Below are 24653 nucleotides of genomic sequence, written 5' to 3' on the forward strand. Positions count from 1 at the left end.
AGAATCTATCATAACACCACTTCTTTAAAGCTTACAAAAGAATTACAGAAATATTCTCTTTAATTTTTATCCTAGGATATTATGCTAAAATTTAATTAATCCATCTGTATTGGGAATTAAATGCTTCTAAGATTCTTTCTTTTCTCTTTTTTACTTTTTACTACCTTAAGCGCTAAAGAGTATACATTCGCAACCTACCCTTCCAACACACCTGCAAAGATCATACAAGCACTTACCCCTTTAATGGAGTACTTAAGTGCGCAAAGTGGCGATACATTTAAGCTCATTGTGACAAAAGACTACGAAGAACTCACAAGGCGCATTGAAGAAAAAAGCGTTGATTTTGCATGGGTCAATACGAAAAATTTTGTGCTTCTTAAAGAAAAAATCCCTTCCCTTCGCTACCTTGTCACCTACTTGGAACACTCTAAAAGTGGTAAAATTACCCCGTATTATCAATCCTTTATTGTAGCGAGGAAAGACGCTAATATTACTTCATTGGAAGGTGCACAGGGTAAACACTTCGCCTTTACTGACAAAGAGTCAACCTCTGGCTATGCGTACCCCATGATGATTTTTGAAGAGCATCACATCAACCCCTACACCTTTTTTCAAAAAGTCTTTTTTCTTAAAAAACACGATAAAGTCGTTGAAGCACTGATGAGCCACTCCATTGAAGTTGGCGCTATCTCGGATGGAACCTACTACACCGCTTTGGAAAAATACGGTGATCGTCTTACCATTCTTGCCACGTCTGAGCCCATTCCGCTTGATGCCATTGTAGCCTCCGCAAATGTCTCCTTAAAAGAGAGTCAACGCATTGCGCATATTCTTGAAAACATCCCTTTAGATGCGCCCTCCAACAAAGCGTTTGAAGAACATCTTGGATGGGCCAGTGCTGGCTTTGTGAAAAAAGATGAGCACTTCTACGAAACCTTTAAACGAACTCTCAAAGTGCCTCTGTATGAAACTCTACAATAAAATCCTCTTTCTAACGATCATGCAGCTTGCTGCCATTTTACTTTTTGGTATCTACCAAATTCAATCCCTTTACCTGACCCAAAAAACAGCTTTTGATCAAAAAAGTCTGATCCAATCGGAGATGATTCAAAAGCGCTTTGAAGAAAAACTCGAATCATTACAAAAAACGGCGCAAATCCTCATCAATTCCCAAGAGGTCATTACGGGCATTATCAGCAATGACACCGATATGCTCTACAATTGGAGCAAACTCTTTCTCTCCTCTTCCATCGATAAAATTCATTTTATCGATTTGGATGGCACCATCATCAGCCGAGGTGAGCTGGAATTTCGCTTTGCCGATGATGTTTCAAAGCGTTTCTACGTTCAACAAGCCCTTCAAAATGACACGTTCCTAGGCATCGATCTAGTCGATGGAGAGGAGTGTTTAGTCTACGCAAAGCGCGTTAAGCAGTACGGACAAAAGCCCATCGGCATCATCAGTATTGCACTGATTATCGATGACGCTTTGCTTGCTTCTATGGTGCAAGGTACCACGATGAGCATCGCTTACCACTCTGAGCATCAAACCCTCTCTACAACGAAAGAGCAAAAACTTACCAACGCCTCATCTTTACATGTAATGCTCCAAGCAGGAAGCATTAAAGAGGCAAGCTTTAACATCGGACTGACTTCGGCAGAAGAGCTCAGTGCCCTCAAAGAGGCGCGTACTAACTTTTTTGTGGGTATTGGGTTTGCCCTCATCATACTTGTTCTTGCCCTTCATTTTACATTGCTGAAGCATCTTAGAGAGTATAAAGCGCTTGCGCAAGTCCTCATTGACTTTTACGAAGACCGTTTGGATATCAAGGAGGTTATTGCTACCATCAAGCAGGTAACCAAAGAGCGTACCACGCCTGAGGTGAAAAAAATTGCCGAAGCACTGTTTAATATGAGCCAAAAAGTCGCCGACACCCAAAATGCACTTGAACTCTTAAGCAGTACCGACCAGCTAACCAATCTTTCCAACCGACGCAAACTAGAGGAGTGTTTGGAGCAAAAACTCAAAGAGAGTGAGCGAGGAAGCTTCTTTTCGATTGTTATGATCGACATTGACCGTTTTAAAACCATCAACGATACCTACGGACACGAGATAGGCGATCACGTTTTGATTCATACCGCACGTCTGATGCGTGAATCCATCCGAACCAGTGATATACTCGGACGTTGGGGTGGAGAAGAGTTTTTACTGATTTTACCCCAAACAAGCCTTGAAGGAGCGCTGGTTATGGCAGAACAGATGCGCTCAACCATTCACCATTTCACGTTTGAGCACTACCCACAACGTGTCACGATGAGTTTGGGCGTCTCCATACACCATGTGGGCGACACACCCAATAGCATTTTAAGGCGTGCCGATAACGCACTGTACCGAGCCAAAAACAGCGGAAGGAACAGGGTTGAACATGAAGATTAAAAACGTTTTGAGCATTGTGCTCCTCTTGTGCATCTCACTTTTTGCCACTGAAAAACAAAAGCTTGTCTTTGCGGTTAACCCGTATAAAACCACTCCAGAGCTTCAAATGATTCACGCGGAGTTGATTGATTACCTTGAAAAAGCATTAGACAGTGAGATCATTTTTGTGGTCTCCAAAGATTACAATCATCTCATTACCTTGATAGAACAAGGCAGTGTCGACATCGCCTCTATTTCGCCTAAACTGTTTGCCACACTGCGTCTTCAAGAGCCAATGATTCCCTATTTAGCGAGCATTAAATTTGCCGATGAGCGGGGAACTGCCAGAAGCTCGTATCATAGCTTGATTATTACACTAAAGGATAGTTCCATTCAAACCTTTGCCGATTTGAAAGGCAAAAGCTTTGGATTTACCGATGTTGATTCAACCTCAGGGTACCTCTATCCACAGTTTATGATGCGCCAAAATGGGATTGATCCTGCGAAAGAGCTTGGCAAGATTTATATGCTTAAAAAACATCCTAAGATCATTCAAGCTTTATTTGAAAAATCAATCGACGCAGGGGCTGTGTACGATGGTATTTACCGCGCACTTCCCAAAACAGATCAAGAAAAAATTCGCATCCTGTCCACGTCAGAAGAGATCCCTTATGATGCAATGATCGCTTCAAAACAGATGGATAAAGCCTTTAGAACAAAGATCAGAGCACTTCTTTTGGCATTTCATTCAAAGCATGGAAGAATTGCAGGATTTGAAAACAAGTCACTCGCGCTCTACGATAGATTACTCGATTTGGAGTAGTGTAACCTTTACATGTAAGCTTAGAGAATGATCTCTTTCACACGCCCAACATCACCACTCTCAAGGCGCACTTTGATGCCATGGGGATGGTTCGCTGAATTGGTCAAAATGTCTTTAACCACGCCCTCGGTGAGCTTGCCACTGCGTTGATCTTCTTTTAAAACGATCAATACTTTAACCCCTTTTTGAATGTTACTTCGACTCTGTCCTGCAGTCATTTTTTGTCCTTTTTTATATTTGAGTTCTTGCAAAACTCTTGACACGTTTTTAAAGCAAAGCTTCAAAAACTACGTTAACACAGTGTTCTCTTCGGCAGAGAGCCCACGCACCCTTGGTGCTTTTTACTTTTTGTAAGAAGTTTTGTATCGTTTACATGTAAAGACTAAGCAAGCTTGGCGCAGAGCTCTAAAAAAGCTTCGCCGTAGCGCTCAAACTTAACTTCACCCACGCCACTGATATCCAGCATCGCCTCTTTATCATGCGGCAATTTCTCCGCCATCTCTTTGAGGGTTTTATCACTAAAGACGACATACGGAGGAATACCATTTTCTTTGGCGATCTCTGATCGAAGGGTTCGTAAGCGCTCAAATGTGGAGAGTTCAAACGCTCCAGTAACCACCTGCTTAGCTTTTTTGGAGGCTTTTTTGCGCTCTTCCAAACGCTTGGCATGAATGCTTACATGTAAACGTTGTTTGATGATTTGCGCACCGTATTCACTCAGGCTCACCACACGGTATTCACCCACTTTGAGCGCATCAAGTTCCATCAGTCTATCACCGATGCTGAGCCACTGCGCTTTGGTTTTATCGCTTCCAATGCCGAAAACTGAGAGGCTTTGGTGTCCGTTTTGCGCTATTTTTTCATTGGTTGAACCCATCAAAACATCGACCACGTATTGCAGTCCAAAACGCTGCCCCGTGCGGTACACGCTTGATAACAGTTTAAGTGCCTCATGCGAAATGTCAACACTCTGTTTCTCACCATCCACACAGTTGTCACAACGTGTTTTACATGTAAGAATCGCATCGTCAAAATAGGTCGCGACCTGTTGGTGGCGACACACTTGCGACGTTGCAAATTTAGCGATGGCATCGAGTTTTTCGTAGGCTACTTTTTGGTACTCGGAAGCGGGTTGTTCACCGATGCGACGTTTATGCTCTACAATATCGGACGTTGAGAAGAGAAGCAAGGTCGAAGAAGGAAGTCCATCACGCCCCGCACGTCCGATCTCTTGGTAATAGTTTTCGATGGTTTTAGGCAAAGACATATGCGCAACAAAGCGAATATTGCTCTTATCGATGCCCATACCAAACGCCACCGTTGCAACAACGACCTCGATCTCATCGTTTAAAAAAGCATGGTAGGTCTCATTTTTCTCTTCGGTGGAAAGTCCTGCATGGTAAGCACGCGCTAAAATTTTATGCGTGTTTAAAAACAGTGCCAAACTCTCCGTCTCTTTACGACTAAGCGTGTAAATAATGCCACTCTCGTTTTTAAACGCGCTCAAAAAACTCAAAAGCTGATCACGTCCATTGCCATTTCGATAGTCCGCTTTGATCGTGAGATTGTCTCGTTCGACTTTCGCACGAATGATTAAGGGATGAGAGAGATTGAGCTGATGAAGAATATCGTGTTCAACAAGCTTTGTTGCCGTCGCGGTAAACGCAGCAATAGGTGTTTTGGGAAAGTAGTGTTTGAGGCGAAAGAGTTGTCGGTAATCTTCTCTAAATTCATGCCCCCACTCACTCACACAGTGCGCTTCATCGATAACAAAAAAGTTGAGGGAAAGGGTTTGTAGGAAGTTTAAAAATGACTCCCCTTTTAAGCGCTCAGGTGCTACATACAAAAGTTTGAGCTCGCCTTTGCGACATGCTTGCATCGTCTCTTGTATCTCTTGGGGAGATTGCATCGAAGAGATCATAGCAGCTTTAATACCAAAAGCGGAAAGTGCGGTGATTTGGTCGTGCATCAAGGCTAAAAGCGGTGAAATGACCACTGTGAGACCTTCCATCACTAAGGAAGGAAGCTGATAACACAGAGACTTTCCAGCCCCTGTTGGCAAGATCATCATGATGTCTTTGCGCGCTAGTATCGCATTAACCGCCTCTTCTTGATTGGCTCTAAAATGGTGGTGCCCGAAGACACTGTGAAGGAGTTGGTATTTTTTATCCACTTACAGTTCTATCTCGTCTCTGTCTTTTCCATCACTCTCAAACCACTCATCTTCGATAAAATCACTCTCAACGATCTGCGTAACATCGCGTTTCATATAGCGACCTGACGCGGTGACGGCGACTTCACCACTCGGAAGTATCAGCTCACCTGTGCCTTCAAAAATGCGCCCTTTATCGCTCGTCATGCGCCCAACGACTTTGAGTTCTTCATCTAACGGTACAGGTTTTTTATATTTCAACGTAAGTGCTATCGTCACGCCAAAGCTCTCCATCCCATAATGCGCCATAATCGCTCGCCCAATCGTCTCATCAAGAATCGATGCAGAGATACCCCCATGCAAAATGCCAGGGTAACTTTGTAGGTACGTATTGGGTGTAAAGTACGCCACAACCTCTTTGTTTTCAAGCTCGTAAAATTTCGTCTTCAAACCAAAAGGGTTTTCGATGCCACATACCAAACAGTTTTTGGAAATGTGCTGTTTCCCCGTTACTTTAAATTTCACTCCCCTACTCCATGCACCTTTTCAAGCTCTTTGCGCATTCTCGAATAGAGTTTCAAATCGACGATTTTATAGCTTTTCAAAAGCGCATCTAAAAGTGCGGCTTCAAGCTCATTATGATCTTCTTTATTTTCTGGAACAATTTTATCTTTGACGGTACAGTTGTTATAAAAATCATAAACATATTTCAAATCGACTTGATAATCCAAACGGTGTGTCAGCTCATTTTTAAGCTTTCTCGTCTCATTCATAATGACAAACTCTTGCTCATTGATGACTTTTAAAGCTCTCAACTCTTCCAGCAATTTAAACTGTGTCATACTGCGTGAAGTACCAGGGATGAGGACTTCTGCCATAAACTCATAGTACGCTTCCACTGCCAATACCATCACATAAAGGTTCTTCCCGATGGGGTTTTCCTCTTTCTCAATAAACTCTTTAAAATAGTGCAATTTTTGCATTTCAACCATCATATATTCGCCTTTTACTTATTTTACTTTACAATTTTTAGCGCCAATGCCACATGCTGTTTTAGCGGCTTTTTTAGCTTTATTGGTTTTGATCTCTTCGCGTTTTTTACGAAGACTCATCGGCTTTTTATTGGCTTTTTCACGATCAATTTTGGCTTGAATCGTATGTTTTTTTGACTCTTTATCGACCCACTCTTTGGTCTCAAAACCGGGGTAGAACTCTGTTTTAAGCGTGTATTTTAAGATCTTTTCGATCTCTTTTAACCTTAACTTCTCGTCTTGGCAGACAAACGAAATGGCACGCCCCTCTTTGCCTGCACGACCCGTTCTGCCCGCTCGGTGCAGATAATCTTCCGCGTCTCCTGGGAGTTCGTAATTGATGACATGCGGCAAATCTTCGATGTCAAGACCACGTGAAGCGATGTCGGTAGCCACTAACACGCGAATAGAATTTTCTTTAAATGCCGCAACCGCTTTGGTGCGCTGAGAGTGCGCTTTATCGCCATGCAAGACCAGCGTTTTCAAGCCACTTTTACTGAGGTAATCGCCTACTTCATCGGCACTCTGTTTCGTTTTGGTAAAGACCAAAACCTGATGCCAATTTTCGGTACCGATCATAAACGAAAGCATCTCGCACTTGCGTTCTTTGTCCACCACGTAAATGGTTTGTTGCACATTTTTGGCAAATTCACCTTGATTGTTAATAGCCACCGTGACAGGTTTTTTCAAACTCACTTCGGAGAGGCGTTTAACGGACTTGGAAACACCGACGGAAAACAGCAAGGTTTGACGTTTTTTAGGTAAAAGGGAAAGCAATGTCTCCACCTCATCCCAAAAGCCCATATCGAGGATTCTGTCGGCTTCATCAAAGACGAGCATCTCCACACGAGAGAGATCAACATTGTCCAGTTTGATATGCTCAAGAAGCCTTCCCGGAGTGGCGATAAGAACATCAATGCCCTTCTCCAATTTTTTCACTTGCGGTGTAAACTTCACACCACCGTAAATCGCCCCGATGGTTAACTCAAGGTTCTTGCCATACTCTTGCACGTTGAGATTGACTTGTGACGCAAGCTCACGTGTGGGCACTAAAATAAGCGCACGTACGACTTTTTTTGTGGTTGATTTTTGTGTTTTTTTAGCCAATATTTGTAAAAGTGGCAGTGCGTAAGCGGCCGTTTTTCCCGTGCCCGTTTGCGCCGTTGCCATAACATCTTTTCCCTCTAACACCAAAGGGATGACCTTGTTTTGCACAGGCGTTGGTTTTGTGTACCCAAGTTCAGTGACTGCTTCTTGTAGTGGTACAATCAAGCCTAGCTTTTCAAATAACATCTCGATCCTTTATTTATCTTAATGCTTTATTGTATCTAAGTTTTATTTAAAGAATTTAGTGAAGCACTTTGAGCTATCTCTTATTCACGCATTTTCATCCTAAGAAGATTAACGATACCTTAAGTCCGTTTTTATGCTTTCTTCTATATCATTGGCGTGATAAATTTGTTACAAAGAGAGTTAATGATGCGGCATTTCTTACGCCTTTTTCTCATATTTTCTCTCGGTCTTTGCTTAGAAGCACGCTCTCTCGTCTTTGCCCCTATTCCTTTTTTTAACGCCAACAAAGTTCTTGAAGATTTCTTCCCTATGGTGAATTACCTTGAACACGCATTGGATGAAAACATCACCATTCATTACGAAAAAAAGTACGATGACCTTATCGCCGCGTTTAAAGCCAATCAAGTGGATATTGCCTACTTTGGACCGTTGCCCTTTTTGACATTGCAAAAGAGTTTTCCCTATGCGCTTCCGATCATCACCTTTCATGAAAGCGATGGAAAAAACGGTTACCGCTGTGCATTAGTCAAATTTGGAGGCGATACCCTTGTAAACATTCCCCAAAGAGAGCTCAAAGTTGCACTGACTCAACCTCTTTCAACCTGCGGATACACCAATACCAAAAACCTCATAGAGAGCTCTTTTCATCTTAATTTAGACACCCTGCTGTACCGTTATGTTGGAACACATGATGAAGTAGCTCTCTCGGTCGTTCGAGGCGAATTCCACATGGGAGGCATTAAAGAGAGCATTGCACATGAGTATGCCTCGTTGGGGTTGGAGATTATCGACACAACACCTCTAATTCCAGGTTTTTCACTGGTGGTTAACACCCAAACGATCAGTGCAGAGAAAATCGCTAAGATCAAATCTATTTTGCTTTCTACGCCCAAAGAGGTGTATGAAAAATGGGGCAAAGATATCAACTATGGCATGAGTGAGACGAACACCGATATGTTTCAAAACCTCAAGCGCGACATGGAAACTATGAACGTTCCCCTAAGTGGAAGCTTTTAATGCGTAAAGTTCTCTTAACGATCCTTAGTGTCAGCATCACATACGCTGTTTTTTTCAGTTATGTTCACTCCAAAATGAAAGAAGAGCGCGATGTTCTCCTCTTGAATGAACATAAAATTATAGAAACCTCGTACAAAGCAGTGACGCAGATGTACAGCATCTCCATCGAGAACTATTTTCGTTATGCCATTATGCAACCTCCCATTCTTAAGATTTTAAATGACGTTGTAGATACGAATGATACGCACGAAAAAGCGCTTCTCCGAGGCTCCTTATACCGCCTTTTATACCCTTTTTACAATGATGAGCTTAAGAGGCTTGGCATCAGACAGTTTCATTTTCACACACCTCAAGGCGAAAGTTTTTTGCGTTTTCATGCCCCTGCTGAAAATGGTGACAACCTGATGGAAGTACGTCCTTCCATCAAAAAAGCCAACATTGAAAAAAAGTTTGTTACGGGATTTGAGGGTGGTCGTATCTATCCTGGATTTCGCTATGTTTTTCCCATTATTCAGGAAGGAAAACATTTAGGCAGTGTTGAAGTCTCTTTAGCGTATGAAAACATTGAGTTTGAGCTTTCAAAGCTTTTGAGCTGGAAAGATCATCTGCTGTTGCTTAAAAAATCAGTCACAACCGATATGGTCTTTGAAGGACACAAACACCATTTTATGCCTTCACCTTTGAGCAATGATTTTGTCATCGAAAACCAAAAAATTTCCAATATCACCGCACCTTCCATTGAATCGGAACTGACCAAAAAGATCAATGCGATACTCAAAGATCACTATAACATCGATGCCAAACTCAAAGAAGGCAAAAACTTTTCCATTCCTGTGCTTCAAGATGATGACGGTTATGTTGCTAATTTTTACGCTGTTTACGATCTCACAGGCACTCTTGCCGCTTACGCCGTTACCTACAGCCATTTAGATGATCTTGTCAAAATCCAACATAAATACATTGCATCGCTTCTTTTTGGCTTTTTAACCTTTGTGCTTCTGGGCATTGTCCTTTATCTGCTCATTGAGCAAAGTCACAAAACGCTTAAAGAGAAGATTTTTTTTGAAACCATTGTCGCTAAAACGATTAATGGGGTGATTCTCCTTAACACCAAAGGGCAGATCACGTTTATCAATAACGCCGCAACAACGCTTTTGGGCTACTCTCTTAAAGAGGTCATCGGAAAAGATTCGCACGAGCTTATTCATGTTCATCCGCATGACACCACCAAAGAAGAGTGCCCTATTTTAAACTCAATGCGCTATCAAAGAACCTACCTCGGCGAAGAGGTTTTTCGTAAAAAAGGCGGAGAGCATTTTACCGTCCATCTCAATGCCACCCCTTTTGTACAAGATAACAACAACATTGGCTCGGTCATTATCTTTAGAGACATTAGCACAGAGAAAGAGGCGCAAAAAACCATTGAGCATTTGGCGTATTATGACTCACTCACAGAACTTCCCAATCGTAAACTCCTACTCGACCGCCTGAGTCATACGATTGCCAGTACCAAACGTGACCCTGAATATTGCGGACTTTTATTTATCGATCTGGATAATTTCAAATTTCTCAACGACACGAAAGGGCATGAATACGGTGACATGCTTCTGAAAATGGTTGCCAAACGGTTATCCAGTACGCTTCGTTTATGCGACACCGTTTCTCGATTTGGCGGCGATGAATTTGTCGTTTTAGTCACAAAACTAGGAGAAGACCCTTACGAAGCTAAAACGAAACTCAGAGAAATTGGGTATAAGCTTCTTCATGCAATTAATGAACCATTTCGACTGATAAACGTTGATTACACCTGTACAGCAAGCATTGGGGGAACGCTCTTTCATGATACCAACAAAACGATCAATGACATTTTAAAAGATGCCGACATCGCCATGTATGAAGTGAAAAAACAACATAAGAATGAGATCAAAATCGTTTAATATGAAACGCTAAAACTATTCCAGCCTTTTTTACATGTAAGGCTCAGTTTAAATCCATGCTTCTGCACTATCTTTTTAACAATGCTCAGCCCCAAACCAAAGCCCTCAACGCCTCTAGCATCATCACCTTGCGCAAACGGTTCACAGTAGTAATCCAACGCGTATTCAAGTGCTTCGCCTCTGCTTTTAACGCTGATGGTGCGCTCTTTTACTTCGATGAGAATGGGCTTTTGTGTTGTGTATTTGAGGGCATTATCGATTAAGTTTTTAAGCGCAATGCTAAGGTAATTGAGATCACCTTTGATCTCAAAAAGCTCATCCATGTGAAGCTCCACCAAGCTTTCATCATCAATGAGTGCGCGTGAAAGCGACTCAGAGACGAGCGTTTCGGCATTGAAACGCGTAAGGCTTAGTTGCTCCATATTAGCATTGAGCCTCTCTATATCTAAAAGCTCTTTGGTCAGTTCATCGATCTGTGAAATCGCTTTTTTAAGACTCTGCTGATATTTACTCTCTCCTAGCATTTCTAACGCAAGCTTGGATTTGGCAAGTGGCGTTCTTAGCTCATGCCCGATGTCACGAAGTAAGCGTTGACGCGAGAGAATGAGCGCTTCAATGTTAGAAGCCATAGCGTTAAAGGTATCCGAGAGTTTTCCAAGCTCGTTGGAACCAAAGTATTTCATCCTTACATGTAAAGCGCCCTCTCCAAATTCTTTGAGCGTTGAGGCGATCTGTTTGAGGGGAAAAAGAAGCTTCACAATCAGTAAGAAGATCACCACCAGTACAAAAATATCCGCAAAGATCAGGTAGGTCACCATGCCTTGCTGTAAAAAACTCTCGTCTTGTGCCCTATCTTGCACGAGCAAACTTTCATCCAAATAACGCATCAGCAAAAGATACCTGCCTTTTGCATCCATCAAAATTTTCACTTCACCAAAAGAGCTGCTTTTTTCATAAATACTCTTGGAGTGTTCCAGCACATGTTGAGTCTCAGTAATCACTTCAAAATCAAACGCCTGAAGTCTTTTTGTAAGGGCAGTTGAATCATTATTAGAAAGGTCACGAAAGAGTTCTGTTGAGGCTTGAAGGTATTTCTCTTTTAAGAGCATCTCTATTTTGGCTTGGGTGAGCTGATTGGTTTCGCGTGAGACAAACAGCATCAACGAAAGACTAACTAAAAAAAGTAAAAAGAGTTTGGTAAAAATGGACATCTTAACCGACCATTTTGTAGCCAATACCCCAAACGGACTTGATGTATTTGGGATTTTTGGAATCATCGCCTATTTTAGCTCTCAAATTGCTGATGTGCATATCGACCGTGCGGTCTTTGGAGTTGTAACCAATGCCATTAATCGCGTTGAAAATCACCTCACGCGAAAACACTTTGCCTTGGTTGGAGAGCAAAAGAAGCAAGATGTCAAACTCAATTTTGGTGAGATCCAAAAGATAGCCTTCCAAAGAGACTTCCATCTTCGCTTCATCGATCTCAAAATCCCCCACTCTCTTTTTTGAGAGGGTATTTCTACGCAAAAAGGAGTTAATTTTTAAGACTAATTCTCTGGGTTCATACGGCTTTGCAAGGTAATCATCCGCGCCCACGCCGTAGCCTAAGATTTTATCGCTGAGTTCATTGCGTGCCGAGGAGATAATAATATGCGCATCACTCATGGAGCGAATTTCTTTACACACATCAAAACCATCCATTTGTGGAAGCATCAGATCGAGGACGATTACTTTGTACTGTGTCGGGTCGGCTTTAAGATCGACAAGCGCATCTTTGGGTTTATCGTAAGCTTGAACCTCAAAGTCGTAATTTTGCAGGTAATCACTAATGAGCGATTGCATCTCCAAATCATCTTCGATGAGTAAAACTTTCTCGCTCATTCGACTTCCCACTCTTCAAGGTTATGGGCGAATTTTTGGCGTTGTTCAGGGGTTAAAAGGGTGTGCATTTGAAGTAAAAAGCGGCTCTCTACTGTACTGGCTTTTTGGCTGATCGCTTGGTTGATTTTCTGCAAATCCTCTTCGTTTAAAACCTCACGCGTCACTAAACGCTCTTTTTCATCTTCCATCTTCTCTTTGAACTCACGAAAGGCTTTGATATCGACTCGAAACTGCTTAATAATGCTTTTTGCAACCTCTTTCTGCTCAGAGGTTAACTCCAAAGAAGAGAGATCTTTGCTAAGGTGATGCTCTTTTTTACCATCACTGGCATACAATGAGAATGCAAGTAAAAAGATAAGAAGTAACTTCATTTAAAGCCTTTTGATGTCTCGATTGTTGAGTAAGCCATTTTCAATAGTATCATGGCATGCCTTACAATTGGATGGTTTTCCGATCTCTTTTTGCTCATAAACCGCTTTATCAATCTTTTTGTGGCGATTTTTCCAAAAAGGTGTTTCGGTGATGGCAAGATAGGTTTTCTCTTTTTCCAAGCTTGCTAGAATACGCAAGGAAGACTCTTTCGTAGAAGACTCTGCGCTGTTTTTCACTAAAAATGCTTTGATCGACTCTGTGGTTGCAGCGTCCAGTGAGGCATCATCGCCAAAATGGTTTTCCAATGTGTCCATCATGCTCACCCACGATTTTGAAGGGAGTAAAAAAGGAGGAAAGAGTGTATGGCAACTGATACACTCTTTGTAAAAGGCAGGATTCTCTTTGGCATAGTCCATTTTAGGATTACCATCGGCGATCAAAAGACTATTGGGTGCTACAAGCATATAAACAAATGCGAAAATGGAAATAGAAATAGCAGCAATGCCAAAGGCTTTTTGCACCAATGTGAGTTTGATACCCTCTTCGTTGCCCATTTTATAGCCATCGACCATAGACTCCAACACGCGTGATTTATGAAAAAATTTATCGAGTAAAACGCCTGCAATATGCGCGAAGATAACCGCCATTAAAACATTGGAGAAAAACTCATGCACCTCTTTGAAAAGCTTCATATCGCGAAACATCGTGTGGTTCATAAAGGAAAACACGCCCATGCCCTCTTTGACACCGTATGTTAACGCTCCTGTTATAACGGCTAAAAAAGTCAAAACAATCATCGCGATAATGGCATAACTCGAAGCTGGATTGTGTCCAATGTACTCTTTTTTGTTTCCAAAAGTGGAGAACATATACTCTTTTAAATCGCTAAGATTGAAGTTAAAATCTTTAAATTGAGAGTATTTGACATCCATAAAACCCCACAGAATTCTAAAAAGAAAAAGCAGTGCGAGTGTGTACCCCAGCGCTACATGTAACGTGAGCAGACGTTTGACTTCGGGGGTTAAAAACACCGCTAACATCATGACCATCAAAAGAGCATGTGAGGCTCTGGTGTAAAGCCCCCAGACTAAAATCTTTTTCATTCCCATCTCCCGTAATTTGGAATGACAATAGCACGTTCGCTGTAATTGCCTTTATCCGCCGTTGTATGACAGGCTAAACAGTTTGAAAGCGAGCCAACCTCTTTTTGGGTGATCACGTTTGCAGGAATTTTGCGATGCTCTTTGATGAAATAAGGCGACTTCGTAATCTGCATCGTGCTGTTGTTAGCAGTCATCTTACCACTTCCTGCATTACTTACAAGATAGTTTAAAATCTGCTCACTTTCAACCTTGCCTAAAGAAGCATCGGTGCCAAAGTGATCGCTTAGATTTCCCATCACTTTTCCCCATGAGGCTTTGTTTAAAAGGGCTGGCTGATACCCAAAATGGCAACTCGCACACTCTTTTTGATACTGTGCGTTATCGGCGGGTGCGACACTGCCTGCAAAGGCAAAGCTCAGTCCAAGTGCTGTTATTAAAAGTGTCTTTTTCATCGTATCTCCTTATTGGTTAATGATGTAGGTGAGCACGTCACCTTTTTCAAGCGCACTTCCCTCACGCGCAAACACATCGTTAAAATTACGTCTCAGCCACTTTTCGACCTCAGCAACATCGGTAAGTCGTGCAGGATTTGCAGAAGGTGCAAGGGCGGTGATAGGCTTGTTGGTATTGACATTTTGCCCACCGTTTTTGAGATTGATTGTATGACAGGTGGTGCAACTCATCTCGCTTCCTTTTTTTCCCGTCTGTTTGGAGAAAAAAAGTGTTTCGCCTCGCTTGGCATCAAAGCCCGTGAAACTTGGGTTTGCAGCTTTTGCTTCGGCACTCAAAGTATCCATATAGGTTTTCATGGGGGCATTGAACTCTTTAGCATTGAGTAATGTCAGTGTCAGTAGTATAAAACAGAGTGTTTTTTTCATGGTTAACTCCTAAATTGATACTGAAATCTTAGGACAACAGTGTCAATTTAGGGTTGACGTTTCCTTTACACTTTCTTTACATGTAAAGAGTTAGAGCTGATCCGTTCGTGGCTCAAACGGTGAGATATTGTTGAGAAACAAAGCTCCATATGGTGTCTGTTTTTCGATGTCATAGTAGCAATCAATCAGCGTTTTATCCGAAACTATGGCGCCTTTAATGATGCGAAGAATCTTAGCAGCATCGGTGCGGATGATGTGGCTTGGCGCTTGGGAAGCAGAAGTAAAGTAGCGGTGCATGCGGTAGATCAATTTTTTGTTTTGAATCTCAACAATCAAAGAGTCAATCGGCATTTTGAAAAACATAAAATTTTGCTTGACGTTGATGGAGATGTACGCCGTATCCATGCCGTAGATCTTCGTGGAATGCGAGTCAAAAAAGTAGAGGCTTTTGTTGTAGTTGTCATAAAAGGTGTCGTGCATGAGCTCTAAGATTTGTATTTTTTCACTCTTTGTGTAAAAATTGCCTATATGTGAAAAGGCAAAACGCAACAACGATTCGATGGAGTACCACTCGGTTGATTCAAACGCATAATTGGAAATTTGTTCATAGCGCAGTTTTTTAAGCGCCACTGCTTCGGCGGAAATCACCCGTTTGTAGGGTGTAGGAACCACTTTGTCTCGATATGCGGGGCCTGGAAATTGTGGATGAATGACAAATCGATCTTGCGCCTCTTTGTCCAAAATGTACCGAAGTCCACCCTCATACCCTTGATCGATAATGCGTATCTCATCTTTTGGTATATGCTCCAACATATCTTCAAAATCAACCCCATTGCACTCACTCTCCCAAATCGTAGGAGGATAACGAAAGAATTTTGAGATGGAAGTTTTAACCTCAGAGGAAGGTTCTTTGGTGACCAGTTTGTCGATCCATGCAGTGAGGGTTCTGCGGTCTTTGTTGATGATGGAGGCAAACTTGGAGATGCTAAGACCCGAGCGATTGTAAATCGCAACAATTTTCTCGATGGCGTTATCGTACATGAAGCTCACCTTAGTACTTTTTAACTACATTATGTATAAAAACTGTACGAGTCTAGCATCTATGTCTGAAAATTGTCTTAAAAAATCAAAACTAGTACACTGAACTCAACCTTAAGTCGTTATATAATTGTTCAAAATTTGTACTACAGGAGATGTCAGTGTCATTGAAGTATGAGTCAACTTACAAAGAGTCCATTGAGAACCCAGAGAAATTTTGGGCACAAGCGGCGACGAAAGTGCATTGGTACCACCAATGGGACAAAGTCTTAGATGTCGTCGACAACCATTATCGATGGTTTGTTGGCGGGTGCATGAACAGCTGTTACAATGCGCTGGATTTGCACATTGACAATGGCAGAGGTGACCAACTGGCGATCATTTATGACTCACCTGTTACGGACACCAAAAAAACCTACACCTACAGGGAACTGCGCCAAAGAGTCTCCAAAACCGCTTCCATTCTTGTGAACAAAGGTGTAGTGAAGGGAGATCGCGTTGTTATCTACATGCCGATGATTCCCGAAGCCGTCATCGCGATGCTTGCATGTGCGCGCATTGGGGCGATTCACTCTGTTGTGTTTGGTGGATTTGCAGCGCACGAACTCGCCACACGCATCGACGATGCGAAGCCTCGTGTCATCATCAGTGCGTCATGCGGTATCGAGATCAGTAAGCTTATCAAATACAAACCGCTTTTGGATGAAGCAATCAAACAATCGACCCATAAACCTACCACCTGCCTTATCTGGCAACGTCCGCAAGAGCGCGCCAATATGCTTCCATGGCGTGACATCGACTGGGAAGTTGAAGAAGAAAAAGCAGGCTTGGTTGAGTGCGTTCCTGTTGATGCAACCGATCCGCTTTACATTCTCTACACCTCAGGAACCACAGGCAAACCCAAAGGCGTTATCCGCAGTAATGGCGGTCACTCCGTTGCGATGAAATGGTCGATGGACAATGTCTACAATGCAAAACCGGGTGATGTTTTTTGGGCGGCGAGTGATGTGGGTTGGGTTGTCGGACACTCGTACATCGTCTATGGTCCACTGATGAACGGATGTACCACGGTTGTGTACGAAGGAAAGCCTGTACGAACACCCAATCCTGGGGCTTTTTGGAGAGTGTGCTGTGAGCATAAAGTCAATATCCTCTTTGCCGCCCCAACCGCGTTTCGTGCGATCAAAAAAGAAGATAGCCAAGGCGAATGGGTTAAAAAATATGACCTCAGTGCGCTTAAAAGCATCTTCCTAGCAGGCGAGCGTTGTGATAGCGATACGTTAGAGTGGATCACCAAAATCACCAATAAACCAGCGATTGATCACTGGTGGCAAACCGAAACAGGTTGGGCGATTGCTGCTAATCCGATGGGACTTGACCCGATGCCGATTAAAGCGGGTTCTCCCACCAAACCAATGCCTGGATTTAACCTCAAAGTACTCGATGAACAAGGCAATGAGTGCAAACCAAGCCAACTGGGCAACTTGGTACTCAAGCTCCCTCTTCCACCGTCATGTTTGATGAGCATTTGGTCGGATGACACGCGCTACAAAAAGTCCTACCTTAGCTTTTACCCAGGCTATTACCTCACAGGCGATAGCGGCTACATCGATGAAGATGGCTATGTATGGGTTATGGGCAGGATGGATGGCGTTATCAACGTCGCAGGACACCGTCTCTCTACAGGCGAAATGGAAGAGGTTATCTCCAAACATCCCGATGTGGCAGAGTGTGCTGTTATTGGCGTGGATGATGAACTTAAAGGTGAAGTACCGATGGCGTTTGTCGTTTTAAAAGATGGCATTGAGCGCGATCATCGCTCTATCGCCGATGGTGTGGTACAGTTGGTGCGTGAGGAGATCGGCGCGGTTGCGGCCCTTAAGCTAGCAACTGTCATCGAAAAATTGCCTAAAACACGTAGTGGTAAGATACTCAGAGCCACCATGCGATCCATCGCAGATGGTAAAGAGTGGAGTATACCTTCTACCATTGAAGATGAAAGCGTGTTAGCAGAAATTCAAACATCCATCGGAAAACTGGGATACCCCATCCCTAAAAAAGGAAAAAAATGAGTATGAAGAGCGCAGGTGCACAGTTTAGAAAAGCCGTTAAAGAGAATCATCCGCTTCAAATCGTCGGTGTCATCAACGCCTACAGTGCGATGCAAGCAGAGCGCGTGGGTCATAAAGCCCTTTACCTCAGTGGTGCAGGCGTTGCGAATGCGAGCATCGGGCTACCCGATCTGGGTATGACCAATTTAGAAGATGTCTGCATCGATGTCAGACGCATCACCAGTGCGAGTTCATTGCCTCTGTTGGTTGATGCGGATACAGGCTGGGGAGGTGCGTTTAACATCGCGCGTACCATCAAAGAACTGACCCGTGCAGGTGCGGCGGCATGTCACATCGAAGATCAAGTCGCTCAAAAACGTTGCGGTCATCGTCCCAATAAAGAACTCGTGAGCAAAGAAGAGATGTGTGATCGCATCAAAGCTGCGATGGACGGCAAAATCGATGACGAATTTGTCGTCATGGCACGCACCGATGCACACGCCATGGAAGGTCAAGCAGCAGCACTTGAACGTGCTCAAGCGTATGTTGAAGCAGGGGCTGATATGATCTTTGCCGAAGCGATCCATACCCTCGAAGAGTACAAACAATTTACAAAAATCATTAAAGTACCTGTGCTTGCCAACATCACCGAATTTGGACAAACACCCTACTTTACATGTAACGAGTTGGAATCCGTTGGAATCGCTATGGTGCTCTATCCACTCTCAGGTTTTCGCGCGATGAATCAAGCCGCCTTAACCGTCTTTAAAGACATCTTAAAAAATGGCAGTCAGAAAAATTCGATTCCACTCATGCAAACGCGTACAGAGCTTTACGACATGTTGAACTACCACGCTTTTGAAGAGAAGATTGACGCTTTGTTTACATGTAAAGATCAAAATTAATTCAGCCACTTGAGTGCCCTCGTGGCTAATGTTACAAAAGTATAAAGGATAAAAAATGGAAGCAAAAGAGACAAAAAAAACGGGTGGACTCGCAGGTGTTGTTGCAGGGCGTTCTGCAATTTGTACCGTCGGAACAGGGCATGGACTCAATTATCGAGGTTATGACATCTATGATCTGGCAAAAAATGCAACCTTTGAAGAGGTCTCCTACCTCTTAACCAAAGGCGTTTTACCCACACAAAGCGAGCTTGAAACCTATAAACAAGAGCTTATTAAAGCGCGTGCATTACCCGATGCACTCAAAGTGGTGCTTCGCACACTGCCTAGAAACGCTCACCCAATGGACATTATGCGCACTGGCTGTTCAACACTAGGATGTTTAGAACCAGAAGCCGATAATTTTAGCGACCAAGCTTCTAAGATTACCCGTTTGATGGGCATTTTTCCCTCCATCTTACTCTACTGGCATCATTACCATGTTAATGGCAAAGAGCTTGACACGACCAGCTCCCAAGATACGATTGGTGGTTATTTTCTAGAAAAACTGCACAACAAACAACCCAGCGAACTGTGGATCAAAGCGATGCACGTCTCGTTGATTCTCTACGCGGAGCATGAATTTAACGCGTCAACGTTTGCTGCACGCATTGGAGCGTCTACGCTCTCTGACATCTATTCTGCTATCACCGCGGCAATTGGTGTGCTTCGAGGGCCTTTGCACGGAGGGGCGAATGAAGCGGCGATGGAGCTTATTTCAGAATATAAATCCGTGCATGAAGCAACGCGTGGCATTTATGAAAAACTAGAGAATAAAGCCAAAATTATGGGCTTTGGGCATCGTGTCTATGTGAGTAACGACCCACGCAACATTGTCATCAAAGAGTGGTCACGCAAACTAGCAGACGATGTGGGCAATACAAACATCTTCCCCATTTCTGAGGTCATTGAAAAAATCATGTGGGATGAGAAAAAACTCTTTCCAAATCTTGATTTTTACAGCGCTTCAACCTATCATTTCATGGGCATTCCAACGGCCTATTTTACGCCAATATTTGTGATGAGCCGAACAGCAGGTTGGGCGGCACATGTGGTCGAACAACGAGGCGACAACAAACTCATTCGCCCCAATTCAGAGTACATAGGACCCGAAAATCGAGCCTATGTTGACATCAAAAACCGATAATAAAAGGAACAGTATGAGTACAGATATGGGTATTTTAGATACCAAGCGACCCGAGTTTGACCCCCTTTTAACCGACATTGCACGCTATGCCTCAGAGTTTGTTATTAAAAGCGATGATGCGTACGACACCGCACGTTACTGTTTGATGGATACGCTAGGATGTGGACTGTTGAGCTTAAAATTCCCGCAATGCACCAAGCTTTTAGGTCCCGTCGTCCCTGGTGCTTCTATGCCACACTTGGGGGCAAAAGTGCCAGGAACTTCGTATCAGCTTGATCCTGAGCGTGCCGCGTTTAACGTAGGGACGATGGTGCGATGGCTTGATTTTAACGACACATGGTTAGCGGCGGAATGGGGACATCCTAGCGATAACTTAGGCGCTATCTGGGCGGTGGGCGATTACATCAGCCGTCGCAATATCAGTGAGGGAAAAGCGCCCCTTAAAGTCAAAGACATTTTAACTGCAATGATCAAAGCGCATGAAATTCAAGGTATTTTAGCGCTTGAAAACTGCTTCAACAAAGAGGGAATGGATCATGTGCTTTTGGTGCGTGTGGCTTCCACGGCGGTGGCTGCTGCCATGCTTGGAGGCACATTTGAAGAGATTCGTAATGCTGTCTCACACGCATGGGTCGATGGGGGAGCACTTCGTTGTTATCGCCATGCACCCAATACAGGTTCGCGTAAATCATGGGCGGCAGGCGATGCGAGCAGTCGTGGTGTGAATCTTGCGCTTAAAGCACTCGCAGGAGAGATGGGTTATCCCTCAGCGCTGAGTGCGAAATTTTGGGGGTATGAAGATGTTAAGATGGGAGGGAAGAAACTTACCATTCCACAACCTTTTGGAAGCTATGTCATGGAGCAAGTCCTTTTCAAAATCAGCTTCCCAGCCGAATTTCATGCTCAAACAGCGGTTGAGTGTGCCGTAAAATTGCATGATGAAGTCAAAGAGAAGCTTGATACCATTGAAAAAATCATCATTACCACCCAAGAATCCGGTCATCGCATCATCAACAAAGTAGGTCCTCTTGCCAATCCAGCCGATCGTGACCACTGCATTCAGTATATGGTTGCCATTCCGCTGATTCATGGTAATTTGATCGCAGAACACTACGAAGATCTGTATGCCAACGATCCTCGTGTTGATAAACTTCGCGATAAAATGGAAGTCGTGGTCGATGCACGTTACACCAAAGAGTATCTTGAAGCCGATAAACGCTCCATCGCCAATGCCGTGCAAATCTTCTACAAAGATGGTACAAAAAGCGAGAAAGTTGAAGTCGAGTACCCCATAGGACATAAACGAAGACGAAAAGATGGTATTCCTCTTTTGATCTCAAAATTCAAACACAATCTAGCAGGAAGACTCAGCCCAAAACAGTGTGCGACAATCGAAAAAGCATGTGAAAATCAAGCAAGCCTTGAAGCCATGAATTTCAACGAATTTAGCGACCTCTTTGCACTTTAAACATTAGACTTCTTACAAAACTCATTTTGTAAGAAGTCTAAAGCACCAAAGGTGCGTGGGCACTCTGCCGAAGAGAACTCAGTGTTAACGTAGTCTTTAGAGCTTTGCTTTAAAGACGTGTTTAGAATTTTGCAAAATTCTATTCAAAAGCCCTTTTCAAAGGGGCTTCTTCTTCCCAAAGTCTTATTAACATTTCTAATGTACAATAGCATATCTCGTTTTTACATGTAAGGACTTTTTATGCGTACATTGATGATGACCATTCTTCTATTCGCAACTTTTATATTCAGTGGCTGTGCCCCAAAAGTAGTCGATTTAGCAACGATCAATCCCGTTTTGAGTCCCATGCCAAACCAAATTATTGCAGTTTACGATCCTGATCGTGACACCATTATGTTTCATGAATTTTCACTGAAAAACAGTGTTTTAGTGGAGCAAACGTGGGGAAAAGTCTTGCCATTTCGGGTTGAATTTATGGATTTGTGGGTGACGGGTTTGGGTCATGATATTCGTCGTCTGACCAATGGAAACGCAGAAACGATCAAGGAAGCATTGCTGTATGACGCGGCATTGCAAGGGATGCAAACTTTACATGTAAACCAAAAAGATTATATTATCGACTACGAATTTGCCCGCGATATGCAAAGTGCGATTGATCGTTACGAAGAGAAGATGAAACGCTATGAAAGAGACCGCGAATTCCCACGTATCTTCAATCACTAATCTCTTTTTGAGACGAGTTTTGGCATACTGCTGCAAAACAATAAAGAGAGATTACGATGCAATTACCTGCTTGTCCAAAATGCAATTGTGAATATACCTACGAAGATGGCGAGATGATCATCTGTCCTGAATGTGCTCATGAGTGGTCTAAAGATGCTACGACAAACGAAGAGTCTGCGGCAATCATCAAAGATGCACACGGCGCTATTTTGGCTGATGGCGACACCATTGTGCTCATCAAAGACCTCAAGCTCAAAGGCTCTTCTGCGGTTATCAAAGGTGGCACCAAAGTTAAAAACATCCGTTTAAATTACGAGAGCGACCATAATTTGGACTGTAAAGTCGATGGCATTGGCGCGATGGGGCTTAAATCGGAGTTTGTCAAAAAAGCTTAAAGTACTTTTTGAATTAAAATCATATACGTTAGTGTTGCGACAAAAATGCTCAAAAGGGCGTTTTTAAACTTTACATGTAAAGCAATCGCAACACCGACGCCAATGATTTCTGCTAAACCATACGGATAACTTTCCCACTTCACATCTTTCAGCGCGTAAAAGACCAAAATGACCATAATCATGAGCGGCATATTGAGTTCGATGTATTTAATCAGCGGCGAAGGCTCGCGTGTACGAAAGAGTAAAAATGGGATGATGCGCGTTACATAGGTTAAAACAGCCGCAACAGCGATACTTCCGATGATGTAACTACTTTCCATTTTCCATACTCCTCTTAAAAACGATCAACACAAAAGCGGCGGCGCACAGCGATAAAATCAGCATTTTCTGCGGTGGAAATAGCACCATGCCAAACAGCCCGATAATCAGTGCCACAAAAAAAGGCTTATGCAGTCTGTTTTTCTTATACAACTCAATGGAGAGCACTACAAACAGAGCCGTTAAGGAGAACTCAATGCCTTCGTAATTAAACGGCAAAATGTTGCCAAGCATGGCACCCACCACACTGCCGACAATCCAATAACATTGATTTAAAAAGGTGATCAGCAGGTACACTTTCTCACGATTCGCTTCAGGCACTTCGGTGGTTTTTAACAACGCAAATGTCTCATCGGTCAATCCAAAAATGAGGTAGTGCTTTTTCCATGAAAAATTTTTAAACGTCGAAATCATCGAAAGTCCGTAAAACGTATGGCGCAAATTGAGTAAAAACGTGGCGATGCCAATTTCTAAAATCGTTGCTTGTGAGGCAAAAAGCGTGAGCACTAAAAACTGACCCGAACCCGCGAAGATAAAAGCACTCATAAAAAAAGCATAATACCACGGAATAAGAAGCTTTGAAAGCAGCAGACCAAACGCCATGCCAAGGGGAATGTAACCCATCATAACAGGAATCGTGAGTTTAAAAATAGCCAAAAAATTCATACGTCTTCTTTTACATGTAAAGATTATTTTTTGATATAGCGATCCAAATACTTTTGGGTGGCATTCGCATCGCTTGACTTTTGCTGTAGCACTTTTTTAGACGCACTCTCTTTAGGTGTTGCATCACTAAAATAGATTTGATCGATCGCGACAATGAGCGCGATTACGATCAAAAATGGTATAAAAATAAGCATCGTATATTATGATTTGAGTGCGTTTACAGTTTGAAGCATCTCGTCACTGGTCGTAATAGCTTTTGAGTTCGCCTCATACGCCCTTTGCCCGATGATAAGATCGGTCATCTCTTCGACAAGTTCGACATTACTCATCTCAACAAATTGTTGTCTGACTTGTCCAATACCGTTTAAGCCCGGAGTATCCAAGATAGGATCGCCTGAAGCGGTGGTGTTGATGTAGTTGTTATCGCCCAAAGAGTGAAGACCTGCGGGGTTGATAAAGTTAGCAAGCTCGATCTGACCAATCTCCGTTGTTGCAGTTTGACCCGATTGTAGAACCGAGACAATACCATCAACGCTGATATTAATCTCCGTGGCATCTTCAGGAATGACGATATTTGGGATAAGCTGATACCCATCACTGTTGACGATATTTCCATCGGCATCGAGTTTAAACGAACCATTTCGTGTATACCCTGTCGTGCCATCAGGAAGCTCTATTTGAAAAAAGCCATTCCCCGTAATTGCCATATCCAACGAGTTACCAGTCTCTTTAAAGTTACCTTGGGTAAATTGCTTTGCAATCGCTGTTGGGCGCACACCTAGACCGATTTCAATACCCGTTGGAGAAACCGAAGTACCGCTCGTTGATGTTCCTGCATAGGTCATGGTTTGGTACATCAAGTCTGCAAACTCAGCGCGTTGTTTTTTATAACCAATGGTATTGACGTTTGAAATATTGTTTGTGGTGGTATCGATCTGCGTTTGTTGCGCGATCATACCCGTTGCTGCTGTGTAAAGTGATCGTATCATGCGTTATTCCT

At 43.1% G+C, this 24653-nt stretch carries 27 protein-coding genes; 11 read left to right on the plus strand and 16 right to left on the minus strand.

Translation table 11 applies throughout. The annotated features are described in order from the left end of the window. Positions 1–120: 120 nt before the first annotated feature. Genes SMUL_RS10860 through SMUL_RS10870 form a run of 3 tightly spaced genes read left to right on the plus strand, consistent with a single transcriptional unit; the run spans position 121 to position 3239 of the window. Positions 121–981 (plus strand): phosphate/phosphite/phosphonate ABC transporter substrate-binding protein, encoded by an 861-nt coding sequence (locus SMUL_RS10860; RefSeq protein ID WP_025345282.1) that lies wholly within the window; start codon positions 121–123, stop codon positions 979–981. Continuing rightward, positions 965–2437, plus strand: coding sequence for a GGDEF domain-containing protein (locus SMUL_RS16725; protein WP_025345283.1), 1473 nt, complete (start codon positions 965–967; stop codon positions 2435–2437). The genes SMUL_RS10860 and SMUL_RS16725 overlap by 17 nt, the downstream gene beginning before the upstream one ends. Next, the gene (locus SMUL_RS10870; RefSeq protein WP_038533320.1) at positions 2427–3239 is read left to right on the plus strand and encodes a phosphate/phosphite/phosphonate ABC transporter substrate-binding protein; all 813 of its coding nucleotides are present in this window, start codon (positions 2427–2429) and stop codon (positions 3237–3239) included. The genes SMUL_RS16725 and SMUL_RS10870 overlap by 11 nt, the downstream gene beginning before the upstream one ends. 20 nt (positions 3240–3259) lie before the next feature. Here the strand turns inward: SMUL_RS10870 and SMUL_RS10875 are convergent, their stop codons facing one another. From SMUL_RS10875 to SMUL_RS10895, 5 genes are all read right to left on the minus strand, one after another. Continuing rightward, entirely contained in the window at positions 3260–3457 is a 198-nt protein-coding gene (locus SMUL_RS10875) for a YwbE family protein (protein WP_025345285.1), read from the minus strand. A 164-nt stretch (positions 3458–3621) separates the two neighbouring features. Beyond that, positions 3622–5412: a DNA helicase RecQ gene (recQ, locus tag SMUL_RS10880; RefSeq protein ID WP_025345286.1), complete on the minus strand. Its 1791-nt coding sequence runs from the start codon at positions 5410–5412 to the stop codon at positions 3622–3624. Further along, positions 5413–5916, minus strand: a complete 504-nt coding sequence (locus SMUL_RS10885; protein ID WP_025345287.1) for a PaaI family thioesterase — start codon at positions 5914–5916, stop codon at positions 5413–5415. Beyond that, positions 5913–6386: a hypothetical protein gene (locus SMUL_RS10890; RefSeq protein WP_025345288.1), complete on the minus strand. Its 474-nt coding sequence runs from the start codon at positions 6384–6386 to the stop codon at positions 5913–5915. The genes SMUL_RS10885 and SMUL_RS10890 overlap by 4 nt, the downstream gene beginning before the upstream one ends. 15 nt (positions 6387–6401) lie before the next feature. After that, positions 6402–7715: a DEAD/DEAH box helicase gene (locus SMUL_RS10895; RefSeq protein ID WP_025345289.1), complete on the minus strand. Its 1314-nt coding sequence runs from the start codon at positions 7713–7715 to the stop codon at positions 6402–6404. Between the two features lie 183 nt (positions 7716–7898). Here SMUL_RS10895 and SMUL_RS10900 point away from each other — a divergent pair, with 183 nt between their 5' ends. Both SMUL_RS10900 and SMUL_RS10905 read left to right on the plus strand, forming a co-directional pair. Next, positions 7899–8732 (plus strand): PhnD/SsuA/transferrin family substrate-binding protein, encoded by an 834-nt coding sequence (locus tag SMUL_RS10900; protein ID WP_025345290.1) that lies wholly within the window; start codon positions 7899–7901, stop codon positions 8730–8732. After that, the gene (locus SMUL_RS10905; RefSeq protein ID WP_025345291.1) at positions 8732–10669 is read left to right on the plus strand and encodes a diguanylate cyclase domain-containing protein; all 1938 of its coding nucleotides are present in this window, start codon (positions 8732–8734) and stop codon (positions 10667–10669) included. Before SMUL_RS10900 ends, SMUL_RS10905 begins: the two co-directional genes overlap by 1 nt. Here the strand turns inward: SMUL_RS10905 and SMUL_RS10910 are convergent. The 7 genes from SMUL_RS10910 to SMUL_RS10945 all read right to left on the minus strand — a co-directional run bounded on the left by SMUL_RS10910 (position 10666) and on the right by SMUL_RS10945 (position 15947). Beyond that, positions 10666–11946 (minus strand): ArsS family sensor histidine kinase, encoded by a 1281-nt coding sequence (locus SMUL_RS10910; RefSeq protein ID WP_084613125.1) that lies wholly within the window; start codon positions 11944–11946, stop codon positions 10666–10668. The two genes, SMUL_RS10905 and SMUL_RS10910, sit on opposite strands and share 4 nt — an antisense overlap. Beyond that, positions 11882–12553 carry a response regulator transcription factor gene (locus SMUL_RS10915; RefSeq protein ID WP_025345293.1) on the minus strand — a complete coding sequence of 224 codons (672 nt, stop codon included), beginning with the start codon at positions 12551–12553 and terminating at the stop codon, positions 11882–11884. The genes SMUL_RS10910 and SMUL_RS10915 overlap by 65 nt, the downstream gene beginning before the upstream one ends. Further along, positions 12550–12924: a Spy/CpxP family protein refolding chaperone gene (locus SMUL_RS10920; RefSeq protein ID WP_025345294.1), complete on the minus strand. Its 375-nt coding sequence runs from the start codon at positions 12922–12924 to the stop codon at positions 12550–12552. The genes SMUL_RS10915 and SMUL_RS10920 overlap by 4 nt, the downstream gene beginning before the upstream one ends. After that, the gene (locus SMUL_RS16985) at positions 12925–14028 is read right to left on the minus strand and encodes a cytochrome b/b6 domain-containing protein (RefSeq protein WP_025345295.1); all 1104 of its coding nucleotides are present in this window, start codon (positions 14026–14028) and stop codon (positions 12925–12927) included. Then, a complete protein-coding gene (locus tag SMUL_RS10935) occupies positions 14025–14480 on the minus strand; it encodes a diheme cytochrome c (protein ID WP_025345296.1) in 456 nt (151 codons plus the stop codon). Before SMUL_RS10935 ends, SMUL_RS16985 begins: the two co-directional genes overlap by 4 nt. A 9-nt stretch (positions 14481–14489) precedes the next feature. Continuing rightward, positions 14490–14906 carry a DUF1924 domain-containing protein gene (locus SMUL_RS10940; RefSeq protein ID WP_025345297.1) on the minus strand — a complete coding sequence of 139 codons (417 nt, stop codon included), beginning with the start codon at positions 14904–14906 and terminating at the stop codon, positions 14490–14492. Between the two features lie 90 nt (positions 14907–14996). Further along, the gene (locus SMUL_RS10945) at positions 14997–15947 is read right to left on the minus strand and encodes a hypothetical protein (RefSeq protein ID WP_025345298.1); all 951 of its coding nucleotides are present in this window, start codon (positions 15945–15947) and stop codon (positions 14997–14999) included. A 158-nt stretch (positions 15948–16105) separates the two neighbouring features. On the opposite strand from SMUL_RS10945, the gene SMUL_RS10950 reads away from it, so the two are divergent. The 6 genes from SMUL_RS10950 to SMUL_RS10975 all read left to right on the plus strand — a co-directional run bounded on the left by SMUL_RS10950 (position 16106) and on the right by SMUL_RS10975 (position 22669). Continuing rightward, positions 16106–18016: a propionyl-CoA synthetase gene (locus SMUL_RS10950; RefSeq protein WP_025345299.1), complete on the plus strand. Its 1911-nt coding sequence runs from the start codon at positions 16106–16108 to the stop codon at positions 18014–18016. A gap of 2 nt (positions 18017–18018) precedes the next feature. Continuing rightward, on the plus strand, positions 18019–18900 hold the full coding sequence (gene prpB, locus SMUL_RS10955) for a methylisocitrate lyase (RefSeq protein WP_025345300.1): 882 nt from the start codon (positions 18019–18021) through the stop codon (positions 18898–18900). A gap of 55 nt (positions 18901–18955) precedes the next feature. Beyond that, on the plus strand, positions 18956–20083 hold the full coding sequence (prpC, locus tag SMUL_RS10960) for a bifunctional 2-methylcitrate synthase/citrate synthase (RefSeq protein WP_025345301.1): 1128 nt from the start codon (positions 18956–18958) through the stop codon (positions 20081–20083). Between the two features lie 13 nt (positions 20084–20096). Next, on the plus strand, positions 20097–21551 hold the full coding sequence (gene prpD, locus SMUL_RS10965) for a 2-methylcitrate dehydratase (RefSeq protein WP_025345302.1): 1455 nt from the start codon (positions 20097–20099) through the stop codon (positions 21549–21551). A 240-nt stretch (positions 21552–21791) separates the two neighbouring features. Beyond that, positions 21792–22274 (plus strand): hypothetical protein, encoded by a 483-nt coding sequence (locus SMUL_RS10970; RefSeq protein ID WP_223809696.1) that lies wholly within the window; start codon positions 21792–21794, stop codon positions 22272–22274. 56 nt (positions 22275–22330) lie between these two features. After that, positions 22331–22669, plus strand: a complete 339-nt coding sequence (locus tag SMUL_RS10975; protein WP_025345304.1) for a zinc ribbon domain-containing protein YjdM — start codon at positions 22331–22333, stop codon at positions 22667–22669. Here SMUL_RS10975 and SMUL_RS10980 read toward each other — a convergent pair. Genes SMUL_RS10980 through flgG form a run of 4 tightly spaced genes read right to left on the minus strand, consistent with a single transcriptional unit; the run spans position 22666 to position 24642 of the window. Beyond that, a complete protein-coding gene (locus SMUL_RS10980; protein WP_025345305.1) occupies positions 22666–22989 on the minus strand; it encodes a branched-chain amino acid transporter permease in 324 nt (107 codons plus the stop codon). The genes SMUL_RS10975 and SMUL_RS10980 overlap by 4 nt on opposite strands. Further along, positions 22979–23653 (minus strand): AzlC family ABC transporter permease, encoded by a 675-nt coding sequence (locus SMUL_RS10985; protein WP_025345306.1) that lies wholly within the window; start codon positions 23651–23653, stop codon positions 22979–22981. Before SMUL_RS10985 ends, SMUL_RS10980 begins: the two co-directional genes overlap by 11 nt. Positions 23654–23676: 23 nt before the next feature. After that, on the minus strand, positions 23677–23847 hold the full coding sequence (locus SMUL_RS17260; RefSeq protein ID WP_169730526.1) for a hypothetical protein: 171 nt from the start codon (positions 23845–23847) through the stop codon (positions 23677–23679). Between the two features lie 6 nt (positions 23848–23853). Then, the gene (gene flgG / locus SMUL_RS10990; protein WP_025345307.1) at positions 23854–24642 is read right to left on the minus strand and encodes a flagellar basal-body rod protein FlgG; all 789 of its coding nucleotides are present in this window, start codon (positions 24640–24642) and stop codon (positions 23854–23856) included. Positions 24643–24653: the final 11 nt, after the last annotated feature.

This window comes from Sulfurospirillum multivorans DSM 12446 (genome assembly GCF_000568815.1).
GTDB classification, from domain to species: Bacteria; Campylobacterota; Campylobacteria; order Campylobacterales; family Sulfurospirillaceae; genus Sulfurospirillum; species Sulfurospirillum multivorans.